This window comes from Nitrobacter sp. CN101, from assembly GCF_055390255.1.
On record NZ_AP038833.1, the window covers coordinates 3051567 to 3074330 of the forward strand.

At 59.0% G+C, this 22764-nt stretch carries 36 protein-coding genes and 1 pseudogene; 4 read left to right on the forward strand and 33 right to left on the reverse strand.

Features of this window, described 5'->3' with window-relative positions; translation table 11 throughout:
• From ACZ5IL_RS15370 to ACZ5IL_RS15425, 12 genes are all read right to left on the reverse strand, one after another.
• Positions 1 to 1104 carry a N4-gp56 family major capsid protein gene (locus ACZ5IL_RS15370; RefSeq protein WP_464592796.1) on the reverse strand — a complete coding sequence of 368 codons (1104 nt, stop codon included), beginning with the start codon at positions 1102 to 1104 and terminating at the stop codon, positions 1 to 3.
• Between the two features lie 120 nt (positions 1105 to 1224).
• A complete protein-coding gene (locus tag ACZ5IL_RS15375; protein ID WP_464592798.1) occupies positions 1225 to 1452 on the reverse strand; it encodes a hypothetical protein in 228 nt (75 codons plus the stop codon).
• Between the two features lie 70 nt (positions 1453 to 1522).
• A complete protein-coding gene (locus ACZ5IL_RS15380; RefSeq protein WP_464592800.1) occupies positions 1523 to 2581 on the reverse strand; it encodes a hypothetical protein in 1059 nt (352 codons plus the stop codon).
• Between the two features lie 33 nt (positions 2582 to 2614).
• Positions 2615 to 4975, reverse strand: a complete 2361-nt coding sequence (locus ACZ5IL_RS15385) for a portal protein (protein ID WP_464592802.1) — start codon at positions 4973 to 4975, stop codon at positions 2615 to 2617.
• Entirely contained in the window at positions 4965 to 5411 is a 447-nt protein-coding gene (locus ACZ5IL_RS15390; RefSeq protein WP_464592804.1) for a hypothetical protein, read from the reverse strand. The genes ACZ5IL_RS15385 and ACZ5IL_RS15390 overlap by 11 nt, the downstream gene beginning before the upstream one ends.
• Positions 5411 to 6103: a hypothetical protein gene (locus ACZ5IL_RS15395; RefSeq protein WP_464592806.1), complete on the reverse strand. Its 693-nt coding sequence runs from the start codon at positions 6101 to 6103 to the stop codon at positions 5411 to 5413. Before ACZ5IL_RS15395 ends, ACZ5IL_RS15390 begins: the two co-directional genes overlap by 1 nt.
• Positions 6103 to 6507: a hypothetical protein gene (locus tag ACZ5IL_RS15400; RefSeq protein WP_464592808.1), complete on the reverse strand. Its 405-nt coding sequence runs from the start codon at positions 6505 to 6507 to the stop codon at positions 6103 to 6105. Before ACZ5IL_RS15400 ends, ACZ5IL_RS15395 begins: the two co-directional genes overlap by 1 nt.
• On the reverse strand, positions 6507 to 6629 hold the full coding sequence (locus ACZ5IL_RS15405) for a hypothetical protein (RefSeq protein WP_464592810.1): 123 nt from the start codon (positions 6627 to 6629) through the stop codon (positions 6507 to 6509). The genes ACZ5IL_RS15400 and ACZ5IL_RS15405 overlap by 1 nt, the downstream gene beginning before the upstream one ends.
• Positions 6630 to 6639: 10 nt before the next feature.
• Entirely contained in the window at positions 6640 to 8229 is a 1590-nt protein-coding gene (locus ACZ5IL_RS15410) for a hypothetical protein (RefSeq protein ID WP_464592811.1), read from the reverse strand.
• Positions 8226 to 8525, reverse strand: coding sequence for a hypothetical protein (locus tag ACZ5IL_RS15415; protein WP_464592813.1), 300 nt, complete (start codon positions 8523 to 8525; stop codon positions 8226 to 8228). The genes ACZ5IL_RS15410 and ACZ5IL_RS15415 overlap by 4 nt, the downstream gene beginning before the upstream one ends.
• Entirely contained in the window at positions 8525 to 8710 is a 186-nt protein-coding gene (locus ACZ5IL_RS15420) for a hypothetical protein (protein WP_464592815.1), read from the reverse strand. Before ACZ5IL_RS15420 ends, ACZ5IL_RS15415 begins: the two co-directional genes overlap by 1 nt.
• A 4-nt stretch (positions 8711 to 8714) precedes the next feature.
• On the reverse strand, positions 8715 to 9128 hold the full coding sequence (locus ACZ5IL_RS15425; RefSeq protein ID WP_464592817.1) for a hypothetical protein: 414 nt from the start codon (positions 9126 to 9128) through the stop codon (positions 8715 to 8717).
• Positions 9129 to 9379: 251 nt separating this feature from the next.
• Here ACZ5IL_RS15425 and ACZ5IL_RS15430 point away from each other — a divergent pair, with 251 nt between their 5' ends.
• On the forward strand, positions 9380 to 9574 hold the full coding sequence (locus ACZ5IL_RS15430; RefSeq protein ID WP_464592818.1) for a hypothetical protein: 195 nt from the start codon (positions 9380 to 9382) through the stop codon (positions 9572 to 9574).
• A gap of 295 nt (positions 9575 to 9869) precedes the next feature.
• Here the strand turns inward: ACZ5IL_RS15430 and ACZ5IL_RS15435 are convergent, their stop codons facing one another.
• The 18 genes and pseudogenes from ACZ5IL_RS15435 to ACZ5IL_RS15520 form a co-directional block, all read right to left on the reverse strand.
• On the reverse strand, positions 9870 to 10085 hold the full coding sequence (locus ACZ5IL_RS15435; protein ID WP_464592820.1) for a hypothetical protein: 216 nt from the start codon (positions 10083 to 10085) through the stop codon (positions 9870 to 9872).
• A 110-nt stretch (positions 10086 to 10195) separates the two neighbouring features.
• A complete protein-coding gene (locus tag ACZ5IL_RS15440) occupies positions 10196 to 10516 on the reverse strand; it encodes a hypothetical protein (protein WP_464592821.1) in 321 nt (106 codons plus the stop codon).
• Complete coding sequence (locus tag ACZ5IL_RS15445; protein WP_464592823.1) at positions 10506 to 11225, reverse strand: hypothetical protein; 720 nt, start codon at positions 11223 to 11225, stop codon at positions 10506 to 10508. Before ACZ5IL_RS15445 ends, ACZ5IL_RS15440 begins: the two co-directional genes overlap by 11 nt.
• Before the next feature lie 111 nt (positions 11226 to 11336).
• Positions 11337 to 12071: a hypothetical protein gene (locus ACZ5IL_RS15450; RefSeq protein ID WP_464592825.1), complete on the reverse strand. Its 735-nt coding sequence runs from the start codon at positions 12069 to 12071 to the stop codon at positions 11337 to 11339.
• A complete protein-coding gene (locus ACZ5IL_RS15455) occupies positions 12068 to 12610 on the reverse strand; it encodes a hypothetical protein (protein WP_464592826.1) in 543 nt (180 codons plus the stop codon). The genes ACZ5IL_RS15450 and ACZ5IL_RS15455 overlap by 4 nt, the downstream gene beginning before the upstream one ends.
• Positions 12607 to 12879: a hypothetical protein gene (locus ACZ5IL_RS15460; RefSeq protein WP_464592828.1), complete on the reverse strand. Its 273-nt coding sequence runs from the start codon at positions 12877 to 12879 to the stop codon at positions 12607 to 12609. Before ACZ5IL_RS15460 ends, ACZ5IL_RS15455 begins: the two co-directional genes overlap by 4 nt.
• Position 12880: 1 nt before the next feature.
• Positions 12881 to 13156, reverse strand: coding sequence for a hypothetical protein (locus tag ACZ5IL_RS15465; protein WP_464592830.1), 276 nt, complete (start codon positions 13154 to 13156; stop codon positions 12881 to 12883).
• Positions 13156 to 13497 (reverse strand): hypothetical protein, encoded by a 342-nt coding sequence (locus ACZ5IL_RS15470; RefSeq protein ID WP_464592832.1) that lies wholly within the window; start codon positions 13495 to 13497, stop codon positions 13156 to 13158. The genes ACZ5IL_RS15465 and ACZ5IL_RS15470 overlap by 1 nt, the downstream gene beginning before the upstream one ends.
• Position 13498: 1 nt before the next feature.
• Entirely contained in the window at positions 13499 to 13900 is a 402-nt protein-coding gene (locus tag ACZ5IL_RS15475) for an ASCH domain-containing protein (RefSeq protein ID WP_464592834.1), read from the reverse strand.
• The gene (locus ACZ5IL_RS15480) at positions 13897 to 14043 is read right to left on the reverse strand and encodes a hypothetical protein (RefSeq protein WP_464592836.1); all 147 of its coding nucleotides are present in this window, start codon (positions 14041 to 14043) and stop codon (positions 13897 to 13899) included. Before ACZ5IL_RS15480 ends, ACZ5IL_RS15475 begins: the two co-directional genes overlap by 4 nt.
• A complete protein-coding gene (locus ACZ5IL_RS15485; RefSeq protein ID WP_464592837.1) occupies positions 14040 to 14615 on the reverse strand; it encodes a hypothetical protein in 576 nt (191 codons plus the stop codon). The genes ACZ5IL_RS15480 and ACZ5IL_RS15485 overlap by 4 nt, the downstream gene beginning before the upstream one ends.
• A gap of 237 nt (positions 14616 to 14852) precedes the next feature.
• Complete coding sequence (locus tag ACZ5IL_RS15490) at positions 14853 to 16127, reverse strand: hypothetical protein (RefSeq protein ID WP_464592839.1); 1275 nt, start codon at positions 16125 to 16127, stop codon at positions 14853 to 14855.
• Entirely contained in the window at positions 16124 to 16528 is a 405-nt protein-coding gene (locus ACZ5IL_RS15495; RefSeq protein WP_464596983.1) for a hypothetical protein, read from the reverse strand. Before ACZ5IL_RS15495 ends, ACZ5IL_RS15490 begins: the two co-directional genes overlap by 4 nt.
• A 652-nt stretch (positions 16529 to 17180) precedes the next feature.
• Positions 17181 to 17441, reverse strand: a pseudogene (locus tag ACZ5IL_RS15500) (hypothetical protein); the annotation flags it as partial.
• Between the two features lie 9 nt (positions 17442 to 17450).
• Positions 17451 to 18278: a DUF2303 family protein gene (locus ACZ5IL_RS15505; RefSeq protein ID WP_464592841.1), complete on the reverse strand. Its 828-nt coding sequence runs from the start codon at positions 18276 to 18278 to the stop codon at positions 17451 to 17453.
• 48 nt (positions 18279 to 18326) lie between these two features.
• Positions 18327 to 18698: a hypothetical protein gene (locus ACZ5IL_RS15510; protein WP_464592843.1), complete on the reverse strand. Its 372-nt coding sequence runs from the start codon at positions 18696 to 18698 to the stop codon at positions 18327 to 18329.
• A gap of 35 nt (positions 18699 to 18733) precedes the next feature.
• Positions 18734 to 19327 carry an MT-A70 family methyltransferase gene (locus tag ACZ5IL_RS15515; RefSeq protein ID WP_464592845.1) on the reverse strand — a complete coding sequence of 198 codons (594 nt, stop codon included), beginning with the start codon at positions 19325 to 19327 and terminating at the stop codon, positions 18734 to 18736.
• Complete coding sequence (locus ACZ5IL_RS15520) at positions 19327 to 19788, reverse strand: helix-turn-helix domain-containing protein (RefSeq protein ID WP_464592847.1); 462 nt, start codon at positions 19786 to 19788, stop codon at positions 19327 to 19329. Before ACZ5IL_RS15520 ends, ACZ5IL_RS15515 begins: the two co-directional genes overlap by 1 nt.
• A 75-nt stretch (positions 19789 to 19863) precedes the next feature.
• Here ACZ5IL_RS15520 and ACZ5IL_RS15525 point away from each other — a divergent pair, with 75 nt between their 5' ends.
• Positions 19864 to 20022, forward strand: coding sequence for a hypothetical protein (locus ACZ5IL_RS15525; RefSeq protein ID WP_464592849.1), 159 nt, complete (start codon positions 19864 to 19866; stop codon positions 20020 to 20022).
• Between the two features lie 77 nt (positions 20023 to 20099).
• Here the strand turns inward: ACZ5IL_RS15525 and ACZ5IL_RS15530 are convergent, their stop codons facing one another.
• From ACZ5IL_RS15530 to ACZ5IL_RS15540, 3 genes are all read right to left on the reverse strand, one after another.
• Positions 20100 to 20435, reverse strand: coding sequence for a hypothetical protein (locus ACZ5IL_RS15530; RefSeq protein WP_464592851.1), 336 nt, complete (start codon positions 20433 to 20435; stop codon positions 20100 to 20102).
• 311 nt (positions 20436 to 20746) lie between these two features.
• Positions 20747 to 21025, reverse strand: a complete 279-nt coding sequence (locus ACZ5IL_RS15535) for a hypothetical protein (protein WP_464592853.1) — start codon at positions 21023 to 21025, stop codon at positions 20747 to 20749.
• The gene (locus tag ACZ5IL_RS15540; protein WP_464592855.1) at positions 21022 to 21228 is read right to left on the reverse strand and encodes a hypothetical protein; all 207 of its coding nucleotides are present in this window, start codon (positions 21226 to 21228) and stop codon (positions 21022 to 21024) included. The genes ACZ5IL_RS15535 and ACZ5IL_RS15540 overlap by 4 nt, the downstream gene beginning before the upstream one ends.
• A gap of 88 nt (positions 21229 to 21316) precedes the next feature.
• Between ACZ5IL_RS15540 and ACZ5IL_RS15545 the strand changes: the two genes are divergently transcribed.
• Both ACZ5IL_RS15545 and ACZ5IL_RS15550 read left to right on the forward strand, forming a co-directional pair.
• Complete coding sequence (locus tag ACZ5IL_RS15545; protein WP_464592857.1) at positions 21317 to 21670, forward strand: XRE family transcriptional regulator; 354 nt, start codon at positions 21317 to 21319, stop codon at positions 21668 to 21670.
• 673 nt (positions 21671 to 22343) lie between these two features.
• Complete coding sequence (locus ACZ5IL_RS15550) at positions 22344 to 22763, forward strand: hypothetical protein (RefSeq protein ID WP_464592859.1); 420 nt, start codon at positions 22344 to 22346, stop codon at positions 22761 to 22763.
• The last annotated feature ends 1 nt before the right edge of the window (position 22764 follow it).

A 22764-nucleotide genomic window follows, 5' to 3' on the forward strand; every position in this document is an offset into this window, starting at 1 on the left:
TTAGGACGTCGGGTTCGGATCCTTCGCCGCGGTGTCGAGCGCGAGGATGCCGAAGTCCTTGTTGTTGAACCGCGTCTTCTTGACGCCGACGATAGTGCCGGCCGCGGTCGTCGGCTCGTTGCCGTAGTCCTTGAGCTCCTCCTGCCAATCCATGCGGAGGCCGCCCTTGGTGCCATAGGCGATGACGCCGGCCTGCCGTCCCATGAATAGGGCCCGGGCGGCCTTGACGTTGCTGCCCGCGCCATAGTCGTCGAAACGAATCACCGACTCGTGGCTGTGCAGCACGGCGTTATTAATCATGCCGAGACCGCCCTTGAAGATCGGGTTCGACCGACCTTCGGCCGCAGCCGCCGCCTTCTGGATCTCGAGCCAGCCGCCGGTATCGCTGCTGGTGCGCAGATCGTGCTCTTGGAACGGCGTCATCACGGTAACGTAGTGGCCCTCGCCACCGATCTGCACCGGCAGCATATTCGCCGCGGTTGGATCCAGCGCGCGCATCATGCGAGCCTTCACCGTCGCACGCTCGACGACGGACTTCGTCATGATATCTTCCGCGGCGATGGTGGCCTTGGAGACGGCATCACCGCCGTAGACGACGTGCTGACTATCCGGCGCCTGGATGGCGTTGGTGGCGTGACCGGTCCATTCCTCGGACTCGATGAAGTCCTCGTTGATGCCGCGCGCACCCGACAAGTAGATGAACAGCATTTCGTCGAAGAACTTCGCCCAATAGTCGGACAGACGATCGCGGCCGGTCTTGCGGAGATTGTGCACGGTGCGCTTGCGCGTCATGCGGCCACCGGCCGAGACGGAGTGACGCAACTGGTCGATAACGACCTGATCGGAGTAGAATTTGAGGCTCTCTTCCTTGCCCTCAACGCGCTGATCGCCATAGGTGGGACGGCCGCGCAGTTGAACGGAGAGATCGTAATCGACGGTATCGCCGGGCCCGGACTCGAGATCGGTCAATCGCTGAATGACGGCATTGTCACTCGTGCTGATGAACTTCCGTTCGAAATAGCTCTTTTTGAGGGTCTCGTAGAAAAGCGAAGCGGACCAACGCTTCTGAGCTTTCGCGTCGCCGAAGGGAACGGTAGTGCGCATCGGATCGTACTCCTTGTGAGCGCATGTTTGCGATCACAATCGGCGCGTCCTACGCGGATTGCTTTGAATTGAATCTTTATGCCCGAGAATCAGTTCGGTTTCAAGCGGCGCTGTGAAAACTCAACACTCTGCGCAGCGCAGCGGCCCGCGCGCTTCGCCAGTGAGACCAAAGCCGATCTTGTTCTCCTGATGGTTCATCATCCTGCGGATAATGAAACTCTCAACGACGTCGAAGATCAGACTGACCGAGTTGCCCGACTTATGTTCGACCCGCATGGTCCCGAGTGAGCCATGGTTACGGTCGCTAAACGAAATCGTTTCACCGACACGAACATTTAGCGCGAGCATCTTTGCCTTCCCCTGCTGATGAATGGATGCCCGGTATGGTTCCGGGCATCCTGTTGATGGTTACGCGCGGTTACGCGCCGGCCAAGTAGGCGTCTTTGTCCGCATCGCTGAGGCGAGAGAATGCTTCCTCGAATGCGTGCGCGTCTCGCTTCTCGAGTCGCTCGAGCCGTGAGAACTTGCCGCCCTCGGCGTCCTCGATCTCGTCTTGAGGCACGCGAGCGAGCGTCGGTGGCACCTGCGGCCTCTTGCCGGCTACCACGGGCGTCTTGTCCTTTTTCCCGTCCTTCTTGCCGTCACCCTTCGGCTCCGGCGCCTGGCCCAACGCCGCTTGAATGTTGGCGTGCGCCTTCCGCAGGATCCGCGGATTGAACGGGTCGTTGGTAGTTTGTTGCAAGGCGCGCACCTCGCCATCCAGCATCCGATTTAGCGTTTCGTTGCTGGCGTACTGTTTGTGCTCGCGCAGGAACCCCTTGACGGTCCTGTTCGACCAATCAGCCATCGCTTTGTTGAACGACTTTTGAGCGTCGTTGATTTGCGATTGCAGGGAAAAGCGCTGGTCGGCGAGGGTTTGTTGCTGCTGGTGATACTCGCGAGCGGTGAGATCGCCGGCGTCGAACTTGTCTGCGAGTTCTCCGATCTGATCGGTGAGGGCCTTCAACTTATCTTCGGAATCCTTCGGCAACTGCCACTCTTGCGGCAAAACCGAGCGCGTGATGTCGAGGTCGTCTTCCTCGTCATCGCCATCGGTCGCATTATCGCCGGTAGCGCCATCCTCAACGCCAGTGTCGGCCACCTTGTCGCCGTCCGCGCCGTCCGCATCGTCCTCGTCGGAGCCGCCGTCGCCGTCGTCGCCGTCTTCGTCTTCTTCGGCTTCTTTCTTGCCTTCGCCATCGTCGTTGTCGGACCCTTCGTCATCGTCCTCGCCGTCGGCATCATCACCATTGGTGTCGTCACCGTCACCGTCACCGTCGTCGTCGCCACCGCCATCGATGCCGGCGCGCTCCTCATCGGTCATGTCGGCGAGCTGCTCGTCGCTCATGTCGCCGAACAGGGCCCTCTTTTCATCGTCTGCACCGTCCGTCGGCGGGTTTGCAGCGGTTCCGGCTAGTAGCGCATCCTTCGTGCCCATGGGGGTTCCTTCTCTGTCGTTGTTGCTGTGTGGTTACGCTGGTGTGGCGCTGATCCCGGGAGCTATCGCGGTTCCGGGCGGCGGCATCATCTGGTCTTGAGCCGGCGGCGCGATCTGGCGCGGACGGTCGATCGCTTCCAGAAGCGCGTGCGCTCCGGACTTCCGTACCGGAAGGCCCTCAAACCCGGCTTCCAACAAGAGATTGTCAGCCACCGGAACGGCAGGCGCCGCCATGAGCATCTTGATGGCGGTGTCGATCGCCGTCCCCTGCGCGGTGGCGTTCATTCCAACCGCGTTGGCAAGCGTCAGCTTGATATCGGCATGGAGCTTGTCCACTTGTGCAGAATAGACGCTGGCCTGCGCCATGGCCTTCTTCGCGGTTGCCACCTTTGTGGCGAGCTCCGCTTCCATGATCGCGTTCTGCATCGCATCCATGCGAGCCTTGGCCTGCATAGAGGCAACCTGCTCCGGCGTCGGCTCATCTTGATCGGGATCGGATAGGCCGGTCGCGGAACGGATCCGCTTCACAATCTCATCGCGGTTCGGCAAGTCCATGTTCTCGACAAGGAGGTCGATTATCGTGACTGCTATCTGCGGCGGAAGCACCTTGAGCGATTCAAGAAGCGACTCGGCCGCGGCCTGGCGCATAGTGGCGTGCCAATCTGCCTCGGTGATGACGTAATCCGCCTTGCTGCGGGTGATGTCGTCCTCCGGTAGCCCGGAATTCAGGGTCACGAACTCCGGTGTGCCGCGCGTGTTCGTGATTCGGAATTGCTTCTCCTCGGTGTAGAACTGTTCGATCAGGCTCAACTGCTTCTCGCCGTGCACCGCATTGGCGAGGCGCAAGTGGTCGAATATGTTCGTGGTCGTTGTGGAGCCCTGATCCTGCCGGCGCTGGATGGCGACGCCAGATGTCGCGTTGGTGTGCCGGCCGAGCAATTCGTCTGTGATGCCGCTCGCCTGCTGGATCATGACGATCGACCGAGACATGAGCTCGAGGTGGGCCGCTGCCAGATCACGATCTACGTTCAGTGTGAGCTCGTAGCCCTTCTTTTTGATGATGATCGCGTTGGGGTTTGCCACCTCCTCGGCAAATTCCTCGAGCGAAACATTATCTGGCAGCGCTCCCTCGTCCATGATGACCTTGTTATTGGACAAGATCGCGAGGGACTTGGAGGCGCGCTTGTTGATGTCGCTCTGGATGTCGCGTAGACCGCGGATCATGCCATATGGCATCCCGTCGCGGTCGCGGCGGTAGCACCAGATCGGAGTGAACGGGAAACGGTTGTGCCGATATGGGCTTTCACCGCAATATAGCACGCCTTGCGCGGTGAAGATGCAGACGTGCATCCGCATCGTCGCCTTCTTCTCGATGCGCGCCCGGCCGGAGCGCACTTCCTCGTCGTGCGCATCACTGAAATCGTAAATGTCGCCGGAAAACATGCCGCCGACCATCCTGTGACTTGATGTCGGCTTTCGGAACCAGCACTCGATTGCGCGAACGCGGGGTCGGTAATACCCGTCGATATCGTCGCGCATTGCACCGCCCTGGTCGCGCTCAATCTCAACGCTATCCATGGCCTCGTCGCCGTCGGACTCGATTCCGCTGGCGTAGATGTTCTCGTGGTCTAGCGATTCATCGATCAGTTGGGCACGCTTGGGGAAGATCGCCTTGAGGATGTCGGTGTCTACCCATTTGGAGCGGTAAACGTAGCGCGCGTCCTCGAGCGTCAACTCGGTGCAGGCGCTATCCCAAAGCATGTTGCGCCATGACTCGTAGCGGTCATAGACCGGATCTGCTCCGTCGCCCTCCTCAACTCCGCATTCCAGCCAGCCGATGCCGACTTTAACAGCGTCCTCAAAGCCCCGGCTGCGGTGGAACGGCGATCTATTGACGTCGCTCAGATACTTCATAAGCGCAGTCTTGCGCTCCGCCGGCTTGCTGTCGGTCTTGCGCCGCGGCAGGATCTTGTAATCCATCCGGCTACGCTTTTCGGTGCCAGTGACCCAATTGATTGAAGTCGAAATCACGTTGTAGACCAGCGGTACCTGCCCGCGGTCTTCCACCGTCTTCGCATCCTCTGCGTTCCATTGGATATTGTCGTAGCAGTCGGCATCAACCTGCTGCTCGTACCGATTTTCGTACTGACGATCGAGCTCACGCCGATACAGAGCCATCAGCGTTGCGTGCAGGCCCGCCATTTTCTCGCCGTCGAGATCGAACCTATCAGCCCTTTCCCTATTGCGCCGTGCGCCGCGGTATGTATCAGCCTTGCGCGGCTTCTTGCCCGTCGGTGCCGGGTCTGGATCGTTCGGGATCGGGGATTCCGCCCGCTTGGTGCGGCGGTTGCCCATATCGAGGTCGTTCGGCAGCGGATCTTCGTTAGCGTACATCGTCCTTAACCTCCACCTGCCGCTCTTTGCCGGTCTGTTTGTTAATGATGAGGATGTCCGCTACGGCGTCCTGATGACTGGTCGGTCGCGGCGGAATTCGCTTAATCAGATCCTCGATGTGGTCTCGGATGATCGATGTGATGCGGTAGAGGTTGGGCCAGTCGGGTGTCATGCCGAGGCCGAGGGCGAATTCGGTGGCCTTTTCCAGCGCGAACTCCGGCGATCCCGATTCCTCGGACCATATCCACGCCAGATCGAGCGTCACCACGCACGGCACGCCGCCGTGCATCGGCAGCAACACCATGCAAGGCCAGCAGCCCTCGCCTTTGTCTTTGTCTCCGAGCCACCATGTGCCGTACACGGTGATGTCGCCGTGCCGTTGGCGCCAAGCGTATTTCGATAGGTCGAGTACCGGCGTGATGAGCGATCTGTGCATCACGCCCTCGCTTTTCTCAGTTCAGACGCGAGGAAGGCGGCGCCGCGCTTGGTCAGCTCGTAGACCGAGGCTCTCCGGTAAAGCGTGTCGATTTCGCCGACGGTTGCTTCTGGCTCGAACTTCTTCTTGGCGGGCACCTGATCATATCGAAGAAACCGAATCAGCCCGCGCGTCAGCGCCTCTTGAATCAGACAATGATCGTCGTCCGCCTTCCTGCTGTTGCAGTCCACGTATCCGATCTCGCCGGAGGCATTCGCCATGCAAAGAATGTCAGCGACGGTTCGCTTGCTTGCCCCCGCCTTGGCGTCCGGCCGCTTATTCCACGGCTTGAATGTCTTCAAAGCCTCGATGTCGGGCCACTTGCCCTCGAACGTGATCGCCCTGTCGTCGATGCTGACGAATGCCGCAGGCTTATCGAACGGGAAGTCGATCAGGCTGATAATTCGGCTGGCATCGATCTCGCCGACCGCCTCCTCGAGGTGCTGCTTGACGTAGGACCACATCGCACGACGCCCGATCGGGTCGGCTGATCGGCTCGAGAAGATATCGACCTGGAAGTGTTCGACCGCGGCCACGATGAATTCCATCGCGCCTTGTACTGGCGGGTCAGGGATGACGCCGGCGCCCTTCCAGCCGCTTTTGTAGCTGTGGATCACGCCGTCGAAGTCGAGGCAAAGGGTCGGTTTTGCCATCAGACGATACCCCGATACGTGCCGCGCTCCGGCAACGATGGAAGCTTCTCCGCCTCCACCTCGGTCGGGCGGGCCGGTCCCGGCTCAAAATCCGGTGAGTGTGGGCAGTAACTGGCGTGTTCCTGCCCTGAGATCGTGAAGCACGTGCAAATGTATTTTTGCGCACGTTCCTTAGCTCTGCGCTCACACACCTCCGCCGTTACGTCGGTGGTGACGATGCCCGGCTTCTCTTCGGCCTTCTCCGGCTCGTCGAACTCGTCCTTGATGAAGGCGAGCGCGTCGTCGATGTCGGAGAACGCAGCTAAGGCGCAATTGTAGGAATCCGGCGGATAGGATGTGAGGACGGCATAGCCCCCGCGTGGGAGCTTCTCGATTCTCAAGGCGGTGTTTTTGTGCTCAGGCATCATATCCTCCCTGCTATTGCTGCGAGTTCGGCGATCAGGAAAGCGGTCAGCACACACGCGACGGCAGCCCCGCTGACGATCAGAACCAAGCACAACCTTTGAAATCGCTCTTCGATGTCCATTGTCGTGCTCCTATGCGGCCATGCCGCTCGTCCGTTTCTTCCGGCGGCTGCCTGCGGTGATGTGTGGATCAGTGAACATCTGCGCGTGCTGGCGCAGTGCATCCATGGCGTGCTGATGGCCGTTCTTCAGCGGCTCGTCGGCGTAAGTGCCGAGCCGATCATTCCATCGCTTGCGGTAATGGTCAGCGTGGTTGAGCCCGACCTTGGTGCGGGTCTGGTCGAACCGATACGTCGGAAATTTGTCACGGCACTGACGAATAGCGATTCCGACGTTCGGCGTTCTTGGCACAATCTCGATATTTCGCAGGCCGAGCTCATAGAGCATGTCCTGCGCTGTTTTCAGTTGTTCGATGCCCCAAGCACGCTGCACACCGTCATGCGGCAGATAATGCCGGCCCCAGGTGTAACCGAGGCTCTGCATGTGATTAACGATGGTCGAGAACGGCGCGTCAGAAACCTCGTAATAGTCGATGAAGTTTTCCCAAGGCCCGACCTTCTGGTGAAACCAGATTGCATTGTCGTCGTTCTTGCCGAGATCCCAAAAGGTATTGACCGGCAGGCTCGGGTCGTGCGGCAGATCGCAGATACGCCCTTGCCGGCGAGCCGCGGCCATCTGCTCGGCGTAGTAGACGCCATCGGTTGACTGCTCGAAAGCCTCTTCCGGTGTTGACGGGTACTCTTGGCGCATCAACTGCGCGTCGCTGCCGAAGTCGTTGTCGCGTGTAGCGATGTACCAGGCGCGCTTTCGCGGCGAGATTTCCCGGCCGATGGTGTTCTCTAGCCTGTTGAAATAGTCGTGTTCCTTGCCGGTGATGGTTACGAATTCCGGATCGGTCTCGTATTCGTCAGCATCCCACCATGAGGCGAAGTGAAACTTGTATTCGCGAACGGAAAGCTGCCGCTTGAGTTGAGCGACCTGCTGCGACTTCTGACACTTCTCGTAGAAGTCGCCTTCTCGGCCCTCGGCGGTGCTCTCGATGAAGCAGAGGCCGGTCTGCGCGACAGCGGGAAGCGAACCTGAGACGATTTCGCGGGCCTTGTCGGGGAATTTTGCGCAGATTTTGCCGAATTCCGAGACGTGCAGAAATTGCAACGTGCCGGACCGGGCAGAGGTGGTTACGCCCAACGTGGAACCGTTGCCAAGGATCAATTCGGAGGCGCTATCGCGAACCAGCGGTGCTATCCGCTGGATCACAGGCAGCAGCTTGTCGTATGCAAACTTGATCTTGCGGAAGATCTTGGTTGACGCGTCCTGATCTTGGGCGATCACGGCGGCGTTTGTGTTCTCGGTGAACAGGCAGGTGTCCAGCATGAGAAGCTGGATCATGGTTGAGAACCCGCGCTGCCGAGCTTTCAGGATGACATTTCGGTACCAAAGCTCGCGGAGCAGCTTTTCCTGTTCTGCCCACGGCACGAAAACGACGTCCCGCCCGTCCTTATCAAGGACGCGGTACAGATTGCGGAGGCGCCAGAAGGGATCACGGGCAAGCGCCATGATCTCATCGTGTGGCATCGCTTCTAGGTCGGCGAATTGCGTCTCCGTGCGACATCCTGACGTTACCGCGTCATCGAGTGGCCTACCTGGAATCGGGCCAGTCATCGACGCACCCGCCGCTTCCGGGTGAGGAGCTGGTACTGGAAAAGGCCCTTCTCGATGTAGTCGCGCTCGACGATGTGTCCGCCGAAGCGGGTTTTCCGCATGTCGCGGAGCCTGGCCGAGATTGATTGCATTGGCGCGAGGATATCGAAGCGGCGGTAGAGTTCTTTCCGGATATCGGAGAGCGTGCGCGGTCTGCCGTCGCGCATGACGGCAAAGACATGGTCGTACTGCTTCGTGAGGCGCTCTCGATCGCGCCCCGCGTCGTACGTCCTGCCGCTGAACCGCCGCTGGGCCATCAGTTCGACTTCTCCTCGAACTCGCCGCACCAGTCAGAAGAATCGACCAGCGGCCAGATCGCCACCGCCCCATCCTCTCGCCCGACGGTGAGCGAGACATGAGCCTGCGGCGCAGCACGACGACAGTCGCCAGAAACGCCAATGACATGCTCGAAGAACCGGCAGTCCGCGCATTGCTTCGCCATCGGCCTACTCCTCGCCGCCGCCGTTGGTGTGCTGGTTCAGCGCGTCCTCGAGGGCTTCGACCTCTGCCTCTTTCGCGCCAAGAACGGTTTCGTACTTGTCGAAGGCGACATGGGCCCGTTTTTCGACTCGAGCTGCTCGCTCTGCGATTTGGCTGCTGCGCTCGTCGAGGTTCGCGATCATGGATTTCATGCTGAGTGCGACGTGGCTGGGCGATGTCATGGGCTTGTCCTTCCGGGCTTCTGATGCCGGTTCGATCGGGATGCGCTGGGAAAGATCGGTGTACGGATTGTAGGCAGCCTGCTCTTGCAGGCCGCTTTCCTCGAGGATGGTCTCTGCGATCGCCTGCGGCTGCGCGCTCGGCGTGCGCAGAACGGTGCGGAGGCGCTGCTGGCTGGTGCTGATGCCGCGATCGATCATGCCGCGCTCCCGGCGTTCTTCTTCCGGGCGCGGTAATCGCGCATATAGGCCGCGCGATCTCGCTTTGGCTTGCGGATCGGGACCACGTTGGAATTATTGCAGGGCTCTCCGCGATTAGCCGATCTATGCAGGTGCTTCGCTTCACCTGTGGAGGGCGGCGTCTCACCCATCGCGGATTGGTATGCTCCGATAGCCTGCGTACCGGCCGGACTACCCTCCAAATGAACTCGTGATGCTTCCGGCACGCAACGATGCACTCTGCCGACGAGGGCAAAGGGGCGGTTGCAAGCTGGGCACCGATCTTGAAGCATTACCTTGACCTTTGCCGAGGCTTTGAGACCGGGAGCTTCGGCGGCTTGGCGGTGAGCCTTGTCGGCGCCGGCGGTGGTGGCGTGCGTGGTGTCTTGATCGACACTTTGCCGATGCCGATTCCCGGCCCTGGCTGAGACGGCATTGCGCCGTTCGGCATGGGCTGCGTCGCCTGTGCTTTGCTGGGGGGCGCTTTACGCTTCATTGCGACACGCGCAGTTGGCCGGCTTGGATCTGGCGAAGGCGTCGCGCTACTTCGCGCTTGCCGTTCGGCGTGTAGAACCTCGCTCCGCTGCGATACCGACGGCGGCTGCGGCGGCGGCCTCTCGATGGCACCGGCGGCAAAGTCATCGCATCCCGCATATGCGGACTCGCAAAGACCGACGAAAATAGCGACGCCCCTATCAGGAATAGATCTTTCATCCGCATCGTTCACGCCCTCCGCTTCGGCTTCGCCGATACAGGCGGCATAGCGATCTTCAACTTTCGCACGGGGAACGGCTCGCCGGTACGCTTGAAGGTCTTGATCGCCTTGCACTCTCGGTAGTTCGGCGGGCCGATGTGCAGGACAACAGCGATGCACTTGTCCGATGGGACGCGCTTGCGCTCGAGGCGCCGCGTGGCGCGCACGACTTGCGTGGGCGACATGAACTTGGTTACGCGGTGCGCTCTCGATCGGATGAGAGTGTCCACAACAGATTGAATCTGGCGCATTGGAAGGGCTTCCTTGTGCGGTGATGGTTACGGAGGCTCGGCGATCAGCCGATGATCTTGCTCAAGCGATCGATCTCAGCGTGCGCACGCAGCGTCATGCGTTCGATTTCCGCGGCGTCGTTTGCGATGCCGTGAACAAGTCCGGCGCCCTGTTGCTCAGGCGATTCACCACCTCCAGAACCAGAAGCGCCGGCTGGCTTAGGTTCGGAGCCGATCAACTGAGCCACAAGCATGATGATGCGGTCCGTGAGGTCCGATACGGACTTCCTTGCATCCGCTACGTCCGAGAACGGTGTCTGCACCTTCGGCGGTCTGATCACCTGGTTCTTGAGATTGTCGTAGGCACGTTGATCATCACTCATCATCGTCATCGTCCTCGTAGGATTGCGAAATCGTGTGGATGCGCGGTGTGCGCGGGCGATCGTCTTCGTCATCGACGGTGCGCGTAACCACTTCAGCGCGCGTAACCGACTCGGCAGTGGTTACGTTGGTTGCGGTCTGCGGCTGCGGGCGGATCACGCTCGGTTCAGCGGCAGCGTGCTCGATGATCTTTGGCTCAGGCAATCGTGGGCGGATCGCGGTGCCCATCAATTGCTGCGCGAACAGGCGGATCGGATCGTCGGGTGGCGTCTCGTGCTCGATGTTCTGCTTGTTCTTCCATCGATCTGGCGCGCGGTTGGTCAGCCAGAACTCGCCGGCGCGTGGATCAGGCGGAACGTGTTCGAGATACGGCGCATAGATCGGCTTGCTCGCGCCGGCGGGCATGAAGATCTTGATAGCTTCGTGGGTGTAACCGACGGCGCGCTCGAACATGCTGTGCTCGACGCGCTCGTTCGCCGCCTCTGCCCCCAGCTTGCACGACTCGAAAAATTCGGGGTGGCTGATCTTCCACTGCCAGATTGTGCTAATGGCAACATCGAACGCGGTGGCGAGTTCAGCTACCGTTGCGCCTCTAGCGCACAAGGCTTTCGCAACACTCGGGTGGATTTTCGGATTGTAGATCGGCGGGCGGCCGGGATTATCCGCGCGCTTGTCGGTGGCCGATTTTTTCGGAGTTGCGCGCTTCTTCGCCATGCATGATGGCGTAACCGCTTCGCTGGTTACACGTAACCAGGGGGGCAGTGGTCAAAACTATCAATGGTTACACATTGAAAGAATTGACCAGTGCAGGTGTGCGTAACCACGTCAGCCGACGGCCTTGCCACTACCGATTCCGAACAGGCCGCCAGATAGCGCGGTCTGCCTTTCCTGAACGCGCGCGTCGAGATCCTTGTCATCGGATGGGGCGTAGTTGTTCTTGCGTTTCCACCGGAAGAACATGCCGCGTAAAGTGTTCTGGCCGTAATTCTCAATCTCCTTGATAAGATCGAGCGCCGCGCGACGACGTGGATCGCTCGGACGCGGCTCCCCTGCCGGCTTGTAGAGACCCTTCCCGACGTGTTGAAAGTCCGTTGTGGCGTAAATGTCCTCGGACGGATTCGCCAGTACACCTTCAAGGATATTGATGATCGACAGCGCGGCCCACTCATACCCCATGCGGAATAGCGGCGGCGGCAACTCGTTAACGCGGCTACTGCTGTCGAAATGATAGATGTCGTCCCGCTTCTGAGCGAGCATGGCGGCGACCTCGCATTCATCCCAATCCGGGTCGCCATCAGCGACTGACCGCTTCGCCAGTTCAGCAAGGATATCCTGAAAGGCCGCCTCTCGATCGCGGGCCTCTTCCGCCAACCCCTCGTCGTCGAGGCCGCGCAGGTCGCATAGGGCAGCCCTTTCCGGGCGTGTTCGCCGGAGTGCGTCTCTCGCTATGCCGGCAGCGTCGCAATTAGTGAGATAGAGACCCTTCTCCCTCCAACGTTCTTGCAACACTTGTGCGATCGCTTCGGTGAGGCGCTGCTCTTGGCTCTCGGTTACGCTCATTCCCCCTCCTTCTCAGGACCGGCGAGACGGCGGATATCTTCATGCGCCTTGCGCAATTCGTCACGGTATTCCGGAAAAATCATGAAAGCGAAATTCCCAATAGCAACGCGAAGCTGTTCGCTCCCTGCGCCAATGTAGACGCCGAGAAGATTGTCGAATATCTTGTAACGAGTGGCGGTCACCGCCTCGTCGCGCTCTTGCTGGGCCTTCTCCATTCTGTCGTGTAGCTGTTGGTTCTCGTTGACGTAGCTATCGCAACAAGCCAATGCTTGATCGCGCTCTTGCTGGAGGCGGGTGGCGCGGTCTTCCAGCGTCCTCACCAATGCGTCCACGCGCGGTATTGATTTCGCGTCGAGCAAAGGCGGTCTAGCCTCCAACTCCTTCACTCTCGCTTGCAGCGCGTCTCGTTCTTTGAGGAGCGAGTCGAGTTGGGTGGCGGCTTCGCGCAATGTCGTGTCGTTACGATAGGCAAGGGGCTGGTCAATCTCAGCCCGCAGCCTCTCACTCAGTCCAGCAATGTCATCGCGCGGGGTGGTCAAGACTTGCGGCCTTCGAATTCTTTGAAAATCATGTCCCACTGATGGAAGTACGACCGCACAAGATCGGGGTACATGGACAGAACTACCTCGCGTTTCTTGTCGTCATAGGCCCCAGCGAGAATAGACGCCAACGCTTGCCCCATCGCGTTTATAACTTCAGCTAGATTTAATTCGCCGGAACGTGCAGGAGCTATTGCGGCTTCACGGATCGCATGAACTAAAACTGTCATTTCATGCTGTTTTTCTTCTCGTGTCAGGATCAGCGCCATTCTACTCGCCCCTCTTTCTGCTGGCGTCCTCGGATTGGGCGCGGCGAACTACGTCCACAAGCGGGTGCTTGATGTAGTCCGGGAATCTGAACCCAATATTGGCAATTCGGCCTAGAACGCACCGCGACCATTCGGTGCCGCCGCGTGCGAGGATCTCCGCCGTCTCGTCGATGCTTTTTGGAAGCGCCTTTAAACGAGATTCGTATCCGACCATGTTCTGGTAAGGCCGCCAGATTTCCTCCAGGGCGAACTTTTCGAGGTTAGTTACGCGCCCCATCACTTTACCCCCGCGGCGCGCGGCATGAAGCCAAGGTCCACAAACCGTGGACATTCGAATTTCTGCGATGTGAGCGTCCAGACCAAGCGACCGTGCGGGTGGGAGCTACCTTCTTCTTTCAGGCGCTTCCAACCGGTTCGACTTTCAATGTTTCTGAGAACTCGATTTGCCTCTTGCGCTTGTTCTGTCCATGGGACCGCAATCAGGTCCAGATCGCGCGTGAACGAGCCGTGCATCGCGATGGCGTATCCGTAGGACCATCCCACCAGCCGAGCCACGGTGAAGAACGCTGCATAGTCTGGGTCGATTATCCCGTAGGGCAAGCCGTCGTTCGTCACCATCTCACTTCTTCTCCACGGATTGCGCGAGTGCGGCGCGGACACGCTCAAACTCCAGCCGCGTAACCATGCTGCCCGGCAGGCAACCTTTGTGCGACCGGCAAAAGAACTCCACGAATTCGGATGGCCAGTTGTTCGGATGTCCCTGGGGGAAGCCTTCGCGCCGGGTTTCATCGAACCCGTAGTCGAGATCATCGAGCATCGCCCGCAATGGCTCGCGCCGAACAGATACAAGCCTGATGACACCGAGGCGCTCGACGGATTCTCCTGGGCGGAAGCCCATGCACTTTTTGACTGCACAGAGTTCGTCGCCGGCCTTAGCTTTCAGCCAGCCCATGCGCCGGGTCACGTCCTTGGAGCCGTCCAGGAATTGCGGGGTGGTCAATGCGAAGGAAAGCAGCCTCATGACTCAGCACCCCCGTCGCGGGCGGGCTTTGCGATTCGGAATGGAAGCCGCAATTTGCGCGCCATGCGCCGAACCTGATCGGTTGTCTTGCCGCGTTTGATCTGGCGATATCCCTTGTTGTTGTGGTGGCGGCGCAGTTTCATCCTTCACCTCCGTCGCGGGCGGAGCGGATCGAGGCATTCAGCATGGCGCGGTAAAACGGCCTAGCGACCTCTCGCCATACTCCAGCAGCTTGCATCGGAATGGGCTTGACCTTTTGGTTTCCGAAACTCCACGCCGCTTTACATTCCTCCACGATAGCATCGAGGATTTCGCGAGTTGGTTCTTTCGGGACAGAAACAGTGTCAGCCCTTATGCCCGCTTCGTTCTGCACAAAGCCGGATGCGAAATCCGTGGCCATGTTGAGCACGTCAGCGATGCATTCGGCGTATTCCTCTGTCCTACTGTCGGACAGATTGAACCTCTTTTGGAAAGAAGCTTTGCAGAACCCAAGAGCCAACTCTTGATTATGCCGCGCAATCGCTTCCCTCCTTTCGCCCGGAGGCTGCAATGTGGCGAGGGCGGCTCTCGCTTTGTCGCCAGCTTCCTTTAGCGCATTCCAGGCAAGGGTGGTCCTGCCGTCCCAATGGCCATTCCATTTGACGCATGATCGGTAGTTAGCCTCCGCTTTTTGCAGAAGCTCCAACGCCTCTTTGATGCTCGGTGTCTGGGTCATGGGCGGGGCTCCGAACAAACAGGGATGCGAGAGCCGTCGAAATCACAATGCATACATGCGGACCAGCCGCATTTCGTGCAGCCGGGGCCGTTGCAATAGCCGCCGCTTTTGACGAACACATCAACCCGACCCGGCTCGTCATCGTAGTCTTTGAGGATATGACCTCGTCTACGCGCAACGTTAAGCCAAGCCTCATGCCACTCATCAAAATCCATTCCAGGCTTGATATCACCCATCTCACCGCTCCCCCTGCTTGTCGCAATCGCTGGCGCGGATCATCTCTACGCTAGTCTTGATCGTGAGATGATCTGGCGCGTCCAATCGGATAGGAGCCTTGCCGCCATCTGGCGCGAAGTGCTTGAACCGGTCGCAATCGATGGCGTGGGGGTCTAACGAGACGGGCGCTTCATGCGATACTAGCAGGTCGGATGAAGCTACCGGATTTGCAACGTTGACAGCATCCGACCCTTTGCCGCGCGGCGTTTCCGCTGTGCTAGGCCTGCTGTTCGTATCCGACCCTTGCTGAAGGCTTTCGCCGTGGGAACTGGGATTATCTTCTACCCGTATTCCCGTCTCGTTAGATTTCGTTGCCCCTTCGCTGGCGTGGGGGTGTGTGGCGAGGGCTTTCGCATTCTGGAACAGAACCTTCTTTTCACAATCTGCTGGGAACGCCTTCTTGTTGCGTGAAAATTCCAGTTCGATTTCTGACACGGTCCATGCCAACGCCTCCCTCAACCGCGCCTCTGCGCTGGCATTGGCCAACTGCCTCTTCATTTCCGCTAAGGCCGACTGAAAAACCTCATGTGGTGATTTAGGCTGCGCTGCATCTGACATGCCAAGCGCGCGGAGCATCTCAGCTAGATCGTTTTGCAATTCTGCGCTGGCATTGGCAGCCACATGAGCGGGCTTGGAGAGGGCTTGCGCCGCGATGCATTCGACAACTATCTGTTCCTCATACGAACCTTCACCGAGACATTGAGGACAGCACTTCGGGCCTTCAACGAGTCCGGTCCCATCGCATTTGTCGCAAGTGCGATCCTGAAGCGACAGGACTTTGCGGGGCTTGACAGACTCCCGCTCCCCCACCCCAGCGTCAGCCCCGCCATGATCGGGCACAAGCTGCGGGGTGCCTTCTTTCGGGCTTACCGCTTCGTCAAGCCTACGGATGAACTCTCGAAAGTAGCTTGCCTGTTCAACGTCAGCGAACTTCTCTTGATTGGCGTATCCGTCGCGGACCTTGCGAATACGGGCTAGAGCCGATTGTGCTGCGATATCTCGTTCGATCAAACCCGCAGCCGTTGGCGGGTAGAATGTGTAGCTCCCGTCCGTCCACTTCATGCGCCACGCCACCGGCTTCTGATCCTGCGCGGCGAGACGCTTGCCATCGGCTTCGATTAGGTCGGCGGCGGCGAGACGTGTTTTTGTGACAACCGGATGGAGGTCCGCACTTAACACACGCGGCCATCGCAAGTCTCTCACCAACTCCGCGCGCTCGGATTTGCGCTCAGTCATGCTTCACCCCTTCTCCCGCGCAGGCGATCAAACTCCTCGCGTTCGGCCAGTTGCTTTCGTGTCCGCTCCTCACGCGCCGCAGCCTCACGGCGCGGGCGCATGATCTCCTCGCAGGCGAGATAAACCTCGCGCACCGTCGGCAGGAAATCCTTTTGCGTCGGCAGCCCGGTCGCGGGATGCGTCACGGCCTTGATGACATCCTCGGGATACCGCGCCAGCGTTGCAGTGATCGCCGCGACGTAGGTGTCGGGGTCGTGAGCATCACCCTTGCGATAGCAGCCGAGGAGGAGCCGCGCCCGCTGCGTCGCGTACTCCGTCAGCCTCGTCTGGTCCGTCGTCGAAACTTCGAATTTTTTCGAGGAGACGATCAGCGGCTTGAACGACGTTTCCTGATCTTCCATTCGTAACCACCCTGATGGTTTCAGGTTGACGGATTTCCACCTGCGGCAGCGGCGCGGCTTGGCGCGCAACCTCCTCCGCGATGGCCTTTTCAAAAAACTGGACGCTGTTCGCCGGCGCGCCGTGCTTCCTCGCCGCGGCGGAGCGCGTGGCGGCAACAATCACCTGCGGCGGCCAGCCGTTCGCAAGCCACATGTGGACGCGCATGGCGGCGCCGCACCAACCGGGGGGTGTGAACCGAGGATCATGGCCCGCAATGACCATGAGCTCGTCGGCCAACTTGATCGCTTGATCGCTGATGAGCGGCTCGCGCGCGTCCTCAGCAACAGCAATACTATCCCTTCCCTTCTCTTGGGAATGGTCCGGGACGCGATCAGGAGTCCCGCCGGGACTCCCGCCGGGATGCGGGTGGGAATGCCGAATGTGCCGCTTGGACAGCGCTCGGGATTGCGGGTTTAGGGCACGAAGCATTGCCGCCGCGACGGCGATGGCAGTCTCGATTGTAGATGGATCGAAATCAGATCCCCATCGCTTAGCATTCCCGGCCCCGCTCGACTTGCGCTGCGCCAGTTTTTCCAACCAGCCTTCAAGAGCCTTCTCTGCGACAACCGGGTGATAAAGGCGGTCGTCTGAACATTTCACCCAGCCGCGCAACGCAGCGCTTTTAACCCTGCGCCAAGCCTTGACGTCGCGTCCAAACTCGGCGAGCCGAGCAAGGGCAACATCATCATCTGGAATACTCGCGCCCGGCACTTGATGATAACTCTTGAGCCATAACGTCATACCGGCACGCCATTCAGCGTCCGACGCGAGCGCATGAAACTCCGACCCAAACAGCCGGCCGATATCGACAGGCATGTAGGCAAAATCTCGCAAATCGAGATCGTCCGGCGTGAGTGGGGCGGGAAGCGTCATATCGCGGTTCTAGGCAGGCGTGCCGTAGACCGTGGTGAGCGTTTCAACCGCACTGGTTACGGTATCGACGATCCGATGAAACTCGTCCTGTCGGACGTTCTCCGCCCGAGATAGTTGGACCCCGAGTTTTAGTTTTCCGTCGTCGATCTGCCGGCGCATGAACGCCATGATCGGAACGGCAGGCTCGCCAAAATAGACCGGGATCGAAAGCGTGATCGACTGCGGTAAGGCGATCGTCCCCTTGGATAGGGCGTCCTGGTCCTTCTTGTAGTTGATCTCTGTCAGATCGCCCATTCGGACAGAGCTTCCGAAATTGACGTTCTGAGCGACATGCAAATCCCGACAAAGCTCGAGTAGATCGGCCCCGGGCGGAGATTTGATGTCGATCGCGTTTTCCTCCAAGAACGTGGCAAACGCCACATGGCTCATGAGGACGCCGCTTACCTTATTCCACGTCTGCCATTCGAGAGACTTCGGCAGCACCAGCGTGGCGCGATGCACGCCCAGCTTTGCCTCCTTCTCACCATGATAATCGATGATCGAGGTAATGGTGTCGTTTGCGATGTCAGCAAAGAGCAGCGTGTCGGGCGTCTTGAAGCGGTTGATATAGCCCGACAACGATTCGGCCGTCTGCATTTTGACATGCTGCGACGTTACCTTCGGCATCAGCACGTCCGCCTTATTAGGCGATGTGACATCCTTGAGTTCGTAGCCTCCGGCGAGTGATCCGTGCGGAGACGGTACGGCCACGAGCGTGCGCCCCTCCGGGGCGTCGATAACAACGGGTTTAGCGCCAACCTTGGCGGCGAGCGCAACAGTGGAATCAACTTCTGACATTGGTGGGGCCTCTTTCTGGTCTGGTGATGAAAGTGATTTGGTCGCGGATTAGCCGCGACCAACGCGGTCAAGGTGAGCGACGCCGGCAGCGCGTTCAGCCTCTCGCTTTGCCTCGCGCTCGGCTTCTTGTTCGGCCAGTAGCTCGAGCTGGCGTGGATCTTCTCGGGTCAAGTTGCCGTGCCTATCCATGAAGAAAATTCCCTTCGCACGCGGCCGCTTGGGCAGCTTCAAGGTCACGTCGGGCTGTAGAGTCACGACAGTATCGTCGGACTTGTCCGGCTCGACGGTGATTGCGAAGGTCAACTTCCCGGACTTGCCGGTGTCTCGCACCGCTTGCACTAGTTCCTGCAAATCTCTCGCGGCGTCAGCGAGAGCTGCACCTCCGCGAATTTCCGAAAGCACGTCTAAAAACGACTGCATTGGTATCTCCTATTGCTGATACGCGCGTTGGTTACTCAGGCCGCCGCCGCGGCGTCGAACTTGCCGTGCTCGTTGCCCCAGCCATCGAAGCCCGGGCGGGTTTCGCGGCTGAATAGATCGGCTCTGCGAAGCGCGTTCGGCGTGCAGGCCACAACATGGTCATAGAATTCCACCGGCTTGCGCGAGTGCTCGCGGGCTATGCCGTCGATGCGGACGTCAAAGATATCGGTCGATTCCAGCGCGCGATGCCGCGGTCCGCCGAGCGTGCAGACGAGGATCGGCTCGTGCATGGTGCGAACCCGATAGCCCGGGCCCATGCGAACAGCTCCATTTTGCGTCGTCTTGCGCCACGACATTTCCGTGACCGGGACAAAGCCCCACGCCTTCGCGACTTCTTGCGCCTGGCAGGTTGCCATCATCCAGCCGCACGTCCAGAGCAGCAGCAGGCAATCACCGCGGGCCAACTGGCCGACGGGTAGCGCCTTGATCGCATCGAGTGACATGCAATCGTAATGTGCCTGCGGGGCCTTGGCCTCGCCCGCCTCCGACCGCAGTTCGAAGGTCCACGGCGGATCAGCGACGATCACGTCGTAACCAAACATCTGCAAAGGCTCGAATGGCCACGTCATCAATCTTGCCCTACAATTCTTTCGTAATGACAGAGCATCACCAGCGCCAAGTCCTTGACGCGCGCGCATGACGGCAAGGTCTTGACGGCGAATGCCACGAGAGGTTCGAGTTGCCGGCAAGCGCGTCGCGCGGCGCCAGCCTCACGCCCGAAAGCCCTGCCGATCCGTGGAGAGCCGGCGAGCGTTAGGTGTTTACAAAGAGCCATCGCGACTTTGCGGGCTCGTCTCACGTCGCGATCGCGCCGTTCCGATGAAATATCATCGACACTGAGACCGCTTGCGGCGGCGACCGCTTCTTTGATCTGTTTAAGGCTAGGCTGTCTTACGGTCCCGCGCCGATCGACGATTTCTCTGATCGCGTGGGTGAGATTGACGAGATCCTGACTCCCCCATTGAGTGAGCTCGCTGAGGACGCGGCCGAGCCTTCCCCTTGGCAACGCTGCGTGTTCGTCGCAGTGCATTGGTATCCCCCAAATTTCGGATCGAACTTGCCCATCTTTTTGTCCAGCGCCGATTCTCCCGGAGGAGGATCGTTCATGATCTCGGATATGATCGAGCGAGGGGCGCTCGCCCGACGCTTCGCGTCAGCCAGCATTTCAGGCGATGGCCGACTTGCTGCGGTCGGGCCATCACTCTTTCGCTTATTGTTTTTGACGCGATATCTCGTCTTCTCGCACACCTTGCATTTACGTTGACCCTTCGGGCCTACGTAGAGCGTTTCACTGTTCAGGGCGTGCCCATAGATGCAATGCGTCGTAGGTATCGGCTTCATTTAATCGCCCTCACCAACCAGAGGGCGAACCGCGCCAACAACGAGGTTATCAGGCCCGGCAACGGCTTCCGTATCTTCGAATTCGCTCTTGAGTTTGTTGTACTGTTTGAGGCGCTCGGCCTTGTATGCAGCTTCGATGCTGGCGTAGGCGCCGGCTCCGATTTTTCTGACTGCGGAGAGTCGATAACGAAGCTGCCACAGCGTCCAGTAGCTGATGCCATAATCCTGCTCTATCCCCCGTAAAGCGTTTTCGGAGTCCCCTGGTCCCCGTGCCCTCATCCGCGTTAGCTCTCGCGACCACTCCGCAGCTTGTTGAACGAACGCGGTTTCACTCATTTTGATGACCCGTCAAAAACTTTTTGAACCTATTAAATTGGTTCCATGGTTTGCTTTGCGGCATGGAAAGTGAACGCTACGAAGAGGTAGGCTTTTGCAAACCCTCACGGGAAAGCCCGCGAGGCCCAGGAAGAATTCAGGCCTTAATTCTCTTGATCGACTTGCCCACCACAACGCCGAAGAGAGTTGAAAAAACTACAGAACCAATGATCCAAGCGATAATCGTCAAATCGCCCTCCTCCTCACAATCAGAACCAACACACCAAACACGAACAGCGAATAGGAAGCGAAAACGATGCTCGAGGTCATCGTCATGCTGGCCTCGCGAGCGTCTTTTGCCGGCCGATGAACTGCGCACGTTCCGCGATGTCGCAAATCTGTCGGCGCCTGATGAAATAACGAAGTGCCGGACCGCACACGCCGAGCTTGGCGGCGATCTCGTCAATCGAGAGATCGGTCCGCAGCATTCGGCGGACTTCTGGAATACGGTCAGCGAGTTTGGCGTCGGGTTTGGGCCCCGGCTTACTATCCGGCACGAAGCGCGTCCGCACGATATGGCGGCGGAGCATTATGCCTGCGGGCTGCCTCATGCGACGCGCCCTTTGCTGGCCGCCTCGCGGCGACGTTGCATGAAGGCGCGGACTTTCTCCGCTGTAACGAGCGTTACAGTCTTGCCGGCCTCTAGGCGCTCGACCAGCTCGGAATTGCCGCACGCGGCTTTCCCGAAGTACGAGGCACCCATCCCGGTCTGGCCGAGAAAGACGCGAATTTCATCAATAAGTGCGGTTCCCATACCGCGAAAATTATCCTCTTTAGAGGATATGTCAAGCATCCTCTATAGAGGACGTGCAAATTTATCCTCGATAGAGGACATTGGCGGCATGTCAAATCAGGATTGGCGCGGCAGATTAGCGGCCGCGATTGCAAAGTCCGGCAGATCAGAGCGCGAAATTTCGCTTTCTGCCCATCCCCCGGGGAAGGCCAGCTTAGGCCCAGGTTATGTCCACTCAATACTGAAAGTGGGGAAAGACCCGACGGTCGGCAACCTGCAAGCGATCTGTGATGCGGTCGGCGTCAGCATATACTATGTGCTTGGTGGATTTGATATTACTCCGGAACGCGAGGAGTTCCTTCGGCTTCTGGTCGATGCTGATCCGAAGGATGTTGATGCAGTCGAGCGGCTTCTCGACGGCGGGCGCAGGCGCGCAACAAGTTCAGAGCCTTCTTCCGAGTAGATTCGTCTGCCCTGTCGAACGCAGCCAGAGCCTTCATCACCAAATTCATTAAAACCCCCGCTCGGCGTTCTTGTTTGGTTCATGAAAACATGAGCCGGTCCACTAATCAAGGAACTTAATCCTACACTTAAGAAGCATTTTAAATGTTGGTTTGGCGGATAGTTCTACATGAATAATAATTCATGTAAGTGGTTGTTTTCAAAGAAGGTTACTACCGCGCGTTTCCATTGATCCGCCCGAGACATAGCGGATGCCGTGCCCCATTATCGCCACGATATAGACCGTATCCGAACATAAATCAATTTGGTCTATCCTCTTTAGAGGATGTTATTGTTGACATGTCCTCTAAAGAGGATATGCTCCCTTCCGTCAAGACTGCGGAAGGGACGTCCTCTCATGGGTTGGTGTCGCGCCGAAATAGTGCACGAGGACAGTTCTCGAACTGTCGTCGAGTACGGCGTCGATCCCCTCGCTGATCCTCCCAAGAAACCGCAGTCAGCCACAGAGCGAAGCATCGAGTACGCCGATGATTGGACGCACGTCCATCCGGTCTTCTGGTGCTGATCGGAGGAACAATGGTCTACGAAGAACCAGAGGAAGCCGGGCCGGTCGCCTCGCTCATCGCGAGCACGCTGTTCGTTGCGATGGCGATAGTGTGGGCGGGCATCCTGTCATGAGCGAGGTCGCGAACAAGCCCGATGTCGCCCTGTGCTCACAGTTCGACGAGCAGGTGAAAGACATCATCGCCGGCAAGATGCCCCTCCCGAATATGGCTCCGATCGATTGTGATGTCGGAGCGAAAATCCTGCATTACCGCGAAATGCATTGCGGCTCCGCTTTGATGCCGGACACCAGGGACAAGCACTGGAACGCGAGATTTTTCCTCGACTATGGCCAAGGCGGTCAATTTTACGGCTCCGGCATCGTCGCATGGATCACGTGGAAAAACGGCGTTTACCGCGCGGTCGGCATGAAGTTCGCCATCTGCGATCACAAGCCAGTCGAAGGCGCCAGCGCGAACCATTCGCGCGGCTGGCACCCCGCCCGTTGCTCGAAATGCGGGCTCGATATGTCCGTCGATAGTGGAGACTGAC

Coding starts and splice junctions, on each gene's coding strand:
- ACZ5IL_RS15370 (WP_464592796.1), bottom strand. CDS start 1,104: ATGCGCACTACCGTTCCCTTCGGCGACGCGAAAGCTCAGAAGCGTTGG.
- ACZ5IL_RS15375 (WP_464592798.1), bottom strand. CDS start 1,452: ATGCTCGCGCTAAATGTTCGTGTCGGTGAAACGATTTCGTTTAGCGAC.
- ACZ5IL_RS15380 (WP_464592800.1), bottom strand. CDS start 2,581: ATGGGCACGAAGGATGCGCTACTAGCCGGAACCGCTGCAAACCCGCCG.
- ACZ5IL_RS15385 (WP_464592802.1), bottom strand. CDS start 4,975: ATGTACGCTAACGAAGATCCGCTGCCGAACGACCTCGATATGGGCAAC.
- ACZ5IL_RS15390 (WP_464592804.1), bottom strand. CDS start 5,411: ATGCACAGATCGCTCATCACGCCGGTACTCGACCTATCGAAATACGCT.
- ACZ5IL_RS15395 (WP_464592806.1), bottom strand. CDS start 6,103: ATGGCAAAACCGACCCTTTGCCTCGACTTCGACGGCGTGATCCACAGC.
- ACZ5IL_RS15400 (WP_464592808.1), bottom strand. CDS start 6,507: ATGCCTGAGCACAAAAACACCGCCTTGAGAATCGAGAAGCTCCCACGC.
- ACZ5IL_RS15405 (WP_464592810.1), bottom strand. CDS start 6,629: ATGGACATCGAAGAGCGATTTCAAAGGTTGTGCTTGGTTCTGATCGTC.
- ACZ5IL_RS15410 (WP_464592811.1), bottom strand. CDS start 8,229: ATGACTGGCCCGATTCCAGGTAGGCCACTCGATGACGCGGTAACGTCA.
- ACZ5IL_RS15415 (WP_464592813.1), bottom strand. CDS start 8,525: ATGGCCCAGCGGCGGTTCAGCGGCAGGACGTACGACGCGGGGCGCGAT.
- ACZ5IL_RS15420 (WP_464592815.1), bottom strand. CDS start 8,710: ATGGCGAAGCAATGCGCGGACTGCCGGTTCTTCGAGCATGTCATTGGC.
- ACZ5IL_RS15425 (WP_464592817.1), bottom strand. CDS start 9,128: ATGATCGATCGCGGCATCAGCACCAGCCAGCAGCGCCTCCGCACCGTT.
- ACZ5IL_RS15430 (WP_464592818.1), top strand. CDS start 9,380: ATGCACTCTGCCGACGAGGGCAAAGGGGCGGTTGCAAGCTGGGCACCG.
- ACZ5IL_RS15435 (WP_464592820.1), bottom strand. CDS start 10,085: ATGTCGCCCACGCAAGTCGTGCGCGCCACGCGGCGCCTCGAGCGCAAG.
- ACZ5IL_RS15440 (WP_464592821.1), bottom strand. CDS start 10,516: ATGATGAGTGATGATCAACGTGCCTACGACAATCTCAAGAACCAGGTG.
- ACZ5IL_RS15445 (WP_464592823.1), bottom strand. CDS start 11,225: ATGGCGAAGAAGCGCGCAACTCCGAAAAAATCGGCCACCGACAAGCGC.
- ACZ5IL_RS15450 (WP_464592825.1), bottom strand. CDS start 12,071: ATGAGCGTAACCGAGAGCCAAGAGCAGCGCCTCACCGAAGCGATCGCA.
- ACZ5IL_RS15460 (WP_464592828.1), bottom strand. CDS start 12,879: ATGGCGCTGATCCTGACACGAGAAGAAAAACAGCATGAAATGACAGTT.
- ACZ5IL_RS15465 (WP_464592830.1), bottom strand. CDS start 13,156: ATGGGGCGCGTAACTAACCTCGAAAAGTTCGCCCTGGAGGAAATCTGG.
- ACZ5IL_RS15470 (WP_464592832.1), bottom strand. CDS start 13,497: ATGGTGACGAACGACGGCTTGCCCTACGGGATAATCGACCCAGACTAT.
- ACZ5IL_RS15475 (WP_464592834.1), bottom strand. CDS start 13,900: ATGAGGCTGCTTTCCTTCGCATTGACCACCCCGCAATTCCTGGACGGC.
- ACZ5IL_RS15480 (WP_464592836.1), bottom strand. CDS start 14,043: ATGAAACTGCGCCGCCACCACAACAACAAGGGATATCGCCAGATCAAA.
- ACZ5IL_RS15485 (WP_464592837.1), bottom strand. CDS start 14,615: ATGACCCAGACACCGAGCATCAAAGAGGCGTTGGAGCTTCTGCAAAAA.
- ACZ5IL_RS15490 (WP_464592839.1), bottom strand. CDS start 16,127: ATGACTGAGCGCAAATCCGAGCGCGCGGAGTTGGTGAGAGACTTGCGA.
- ACZ5IL_RS15495 (WP_464596983.1), bottom strand. CDS start 16,528: ATGGAAGATCAGGAAACGTCGTTCAAGCCGCTGATCGTCTCCTCGAAA.
- ACZ5IL_RS15505 (WP_464592841.1), bottom strand. CDS start 18,278: ATGTCAGAAGTTGATTCCACTGTTGCGCTCGCCGCCAAGGTTGGCGCT.
- ACZ5IL_RS15510 (WP_464592843.1), bottom strand. CDS start 18,698: ATGCAGTCGTTTTTAGACGTGCTTTCGGAAATTCGCGGAGGTGCAGCT.
- ACZ5IL_RS15515 (WP_464592845.1), bottom strand. CDS start 19,327: ATGACGTGGCCATTCGAGCCTTTGCAGATGTTTGGTTACGACGTGATC.
- ACZ5IL_RS15520 (WP_464592847.1), bottom strand. CDS start 19,788: ATGCACTGCGACGAACACGCAGCGTTGCCAAGGGGAAGGCTCGGCCGC.
- ACZ5IL_RS15525 (WP_464592849.1), top strand. CDS start 19,864: ATGATCTCGGATATGATCGAGCGAGGGGCGCTCGCCCGACGCTTCGCG.
- ACZ5IL_RS15530 (WP_464592851.1), bottom strand. CDS start 20,435: ATGAGTGAAACCGCGTTCGTTCAACAAGCTGCGGAGTGGTCGCGAGAG.
- ACZ5IL_RS15535 (WP_464592853.1), bottom strand. CDS start 21,025: ATGAGGCAGCCCGCAGGCATAATGCTCCGCCGCCATATCGTGCGGACG.
- ACZ5IL_RS15540 (WP_464592855.1), bottom strand. CDS start 21,228: ATGGGAACCGCACTTATTGATGAAATTCGCGTCTTTCTCGGCCAGACC.
- ACZ5IL_RS15545 (WP_464592857.1), top strand. CDS start 21,317: ATGTCAAATCAGGATTGGCGCGGCAGATTAGCGGCCGCGATTGCAAAG.
- ACZ5IL_RS15550 (WP_464592859.1), top strand. CDS start 22,344: ATGAGCGAGGTCGCGAACAAGCCCGATGTCGCCCTGTGCTCACAGTTC.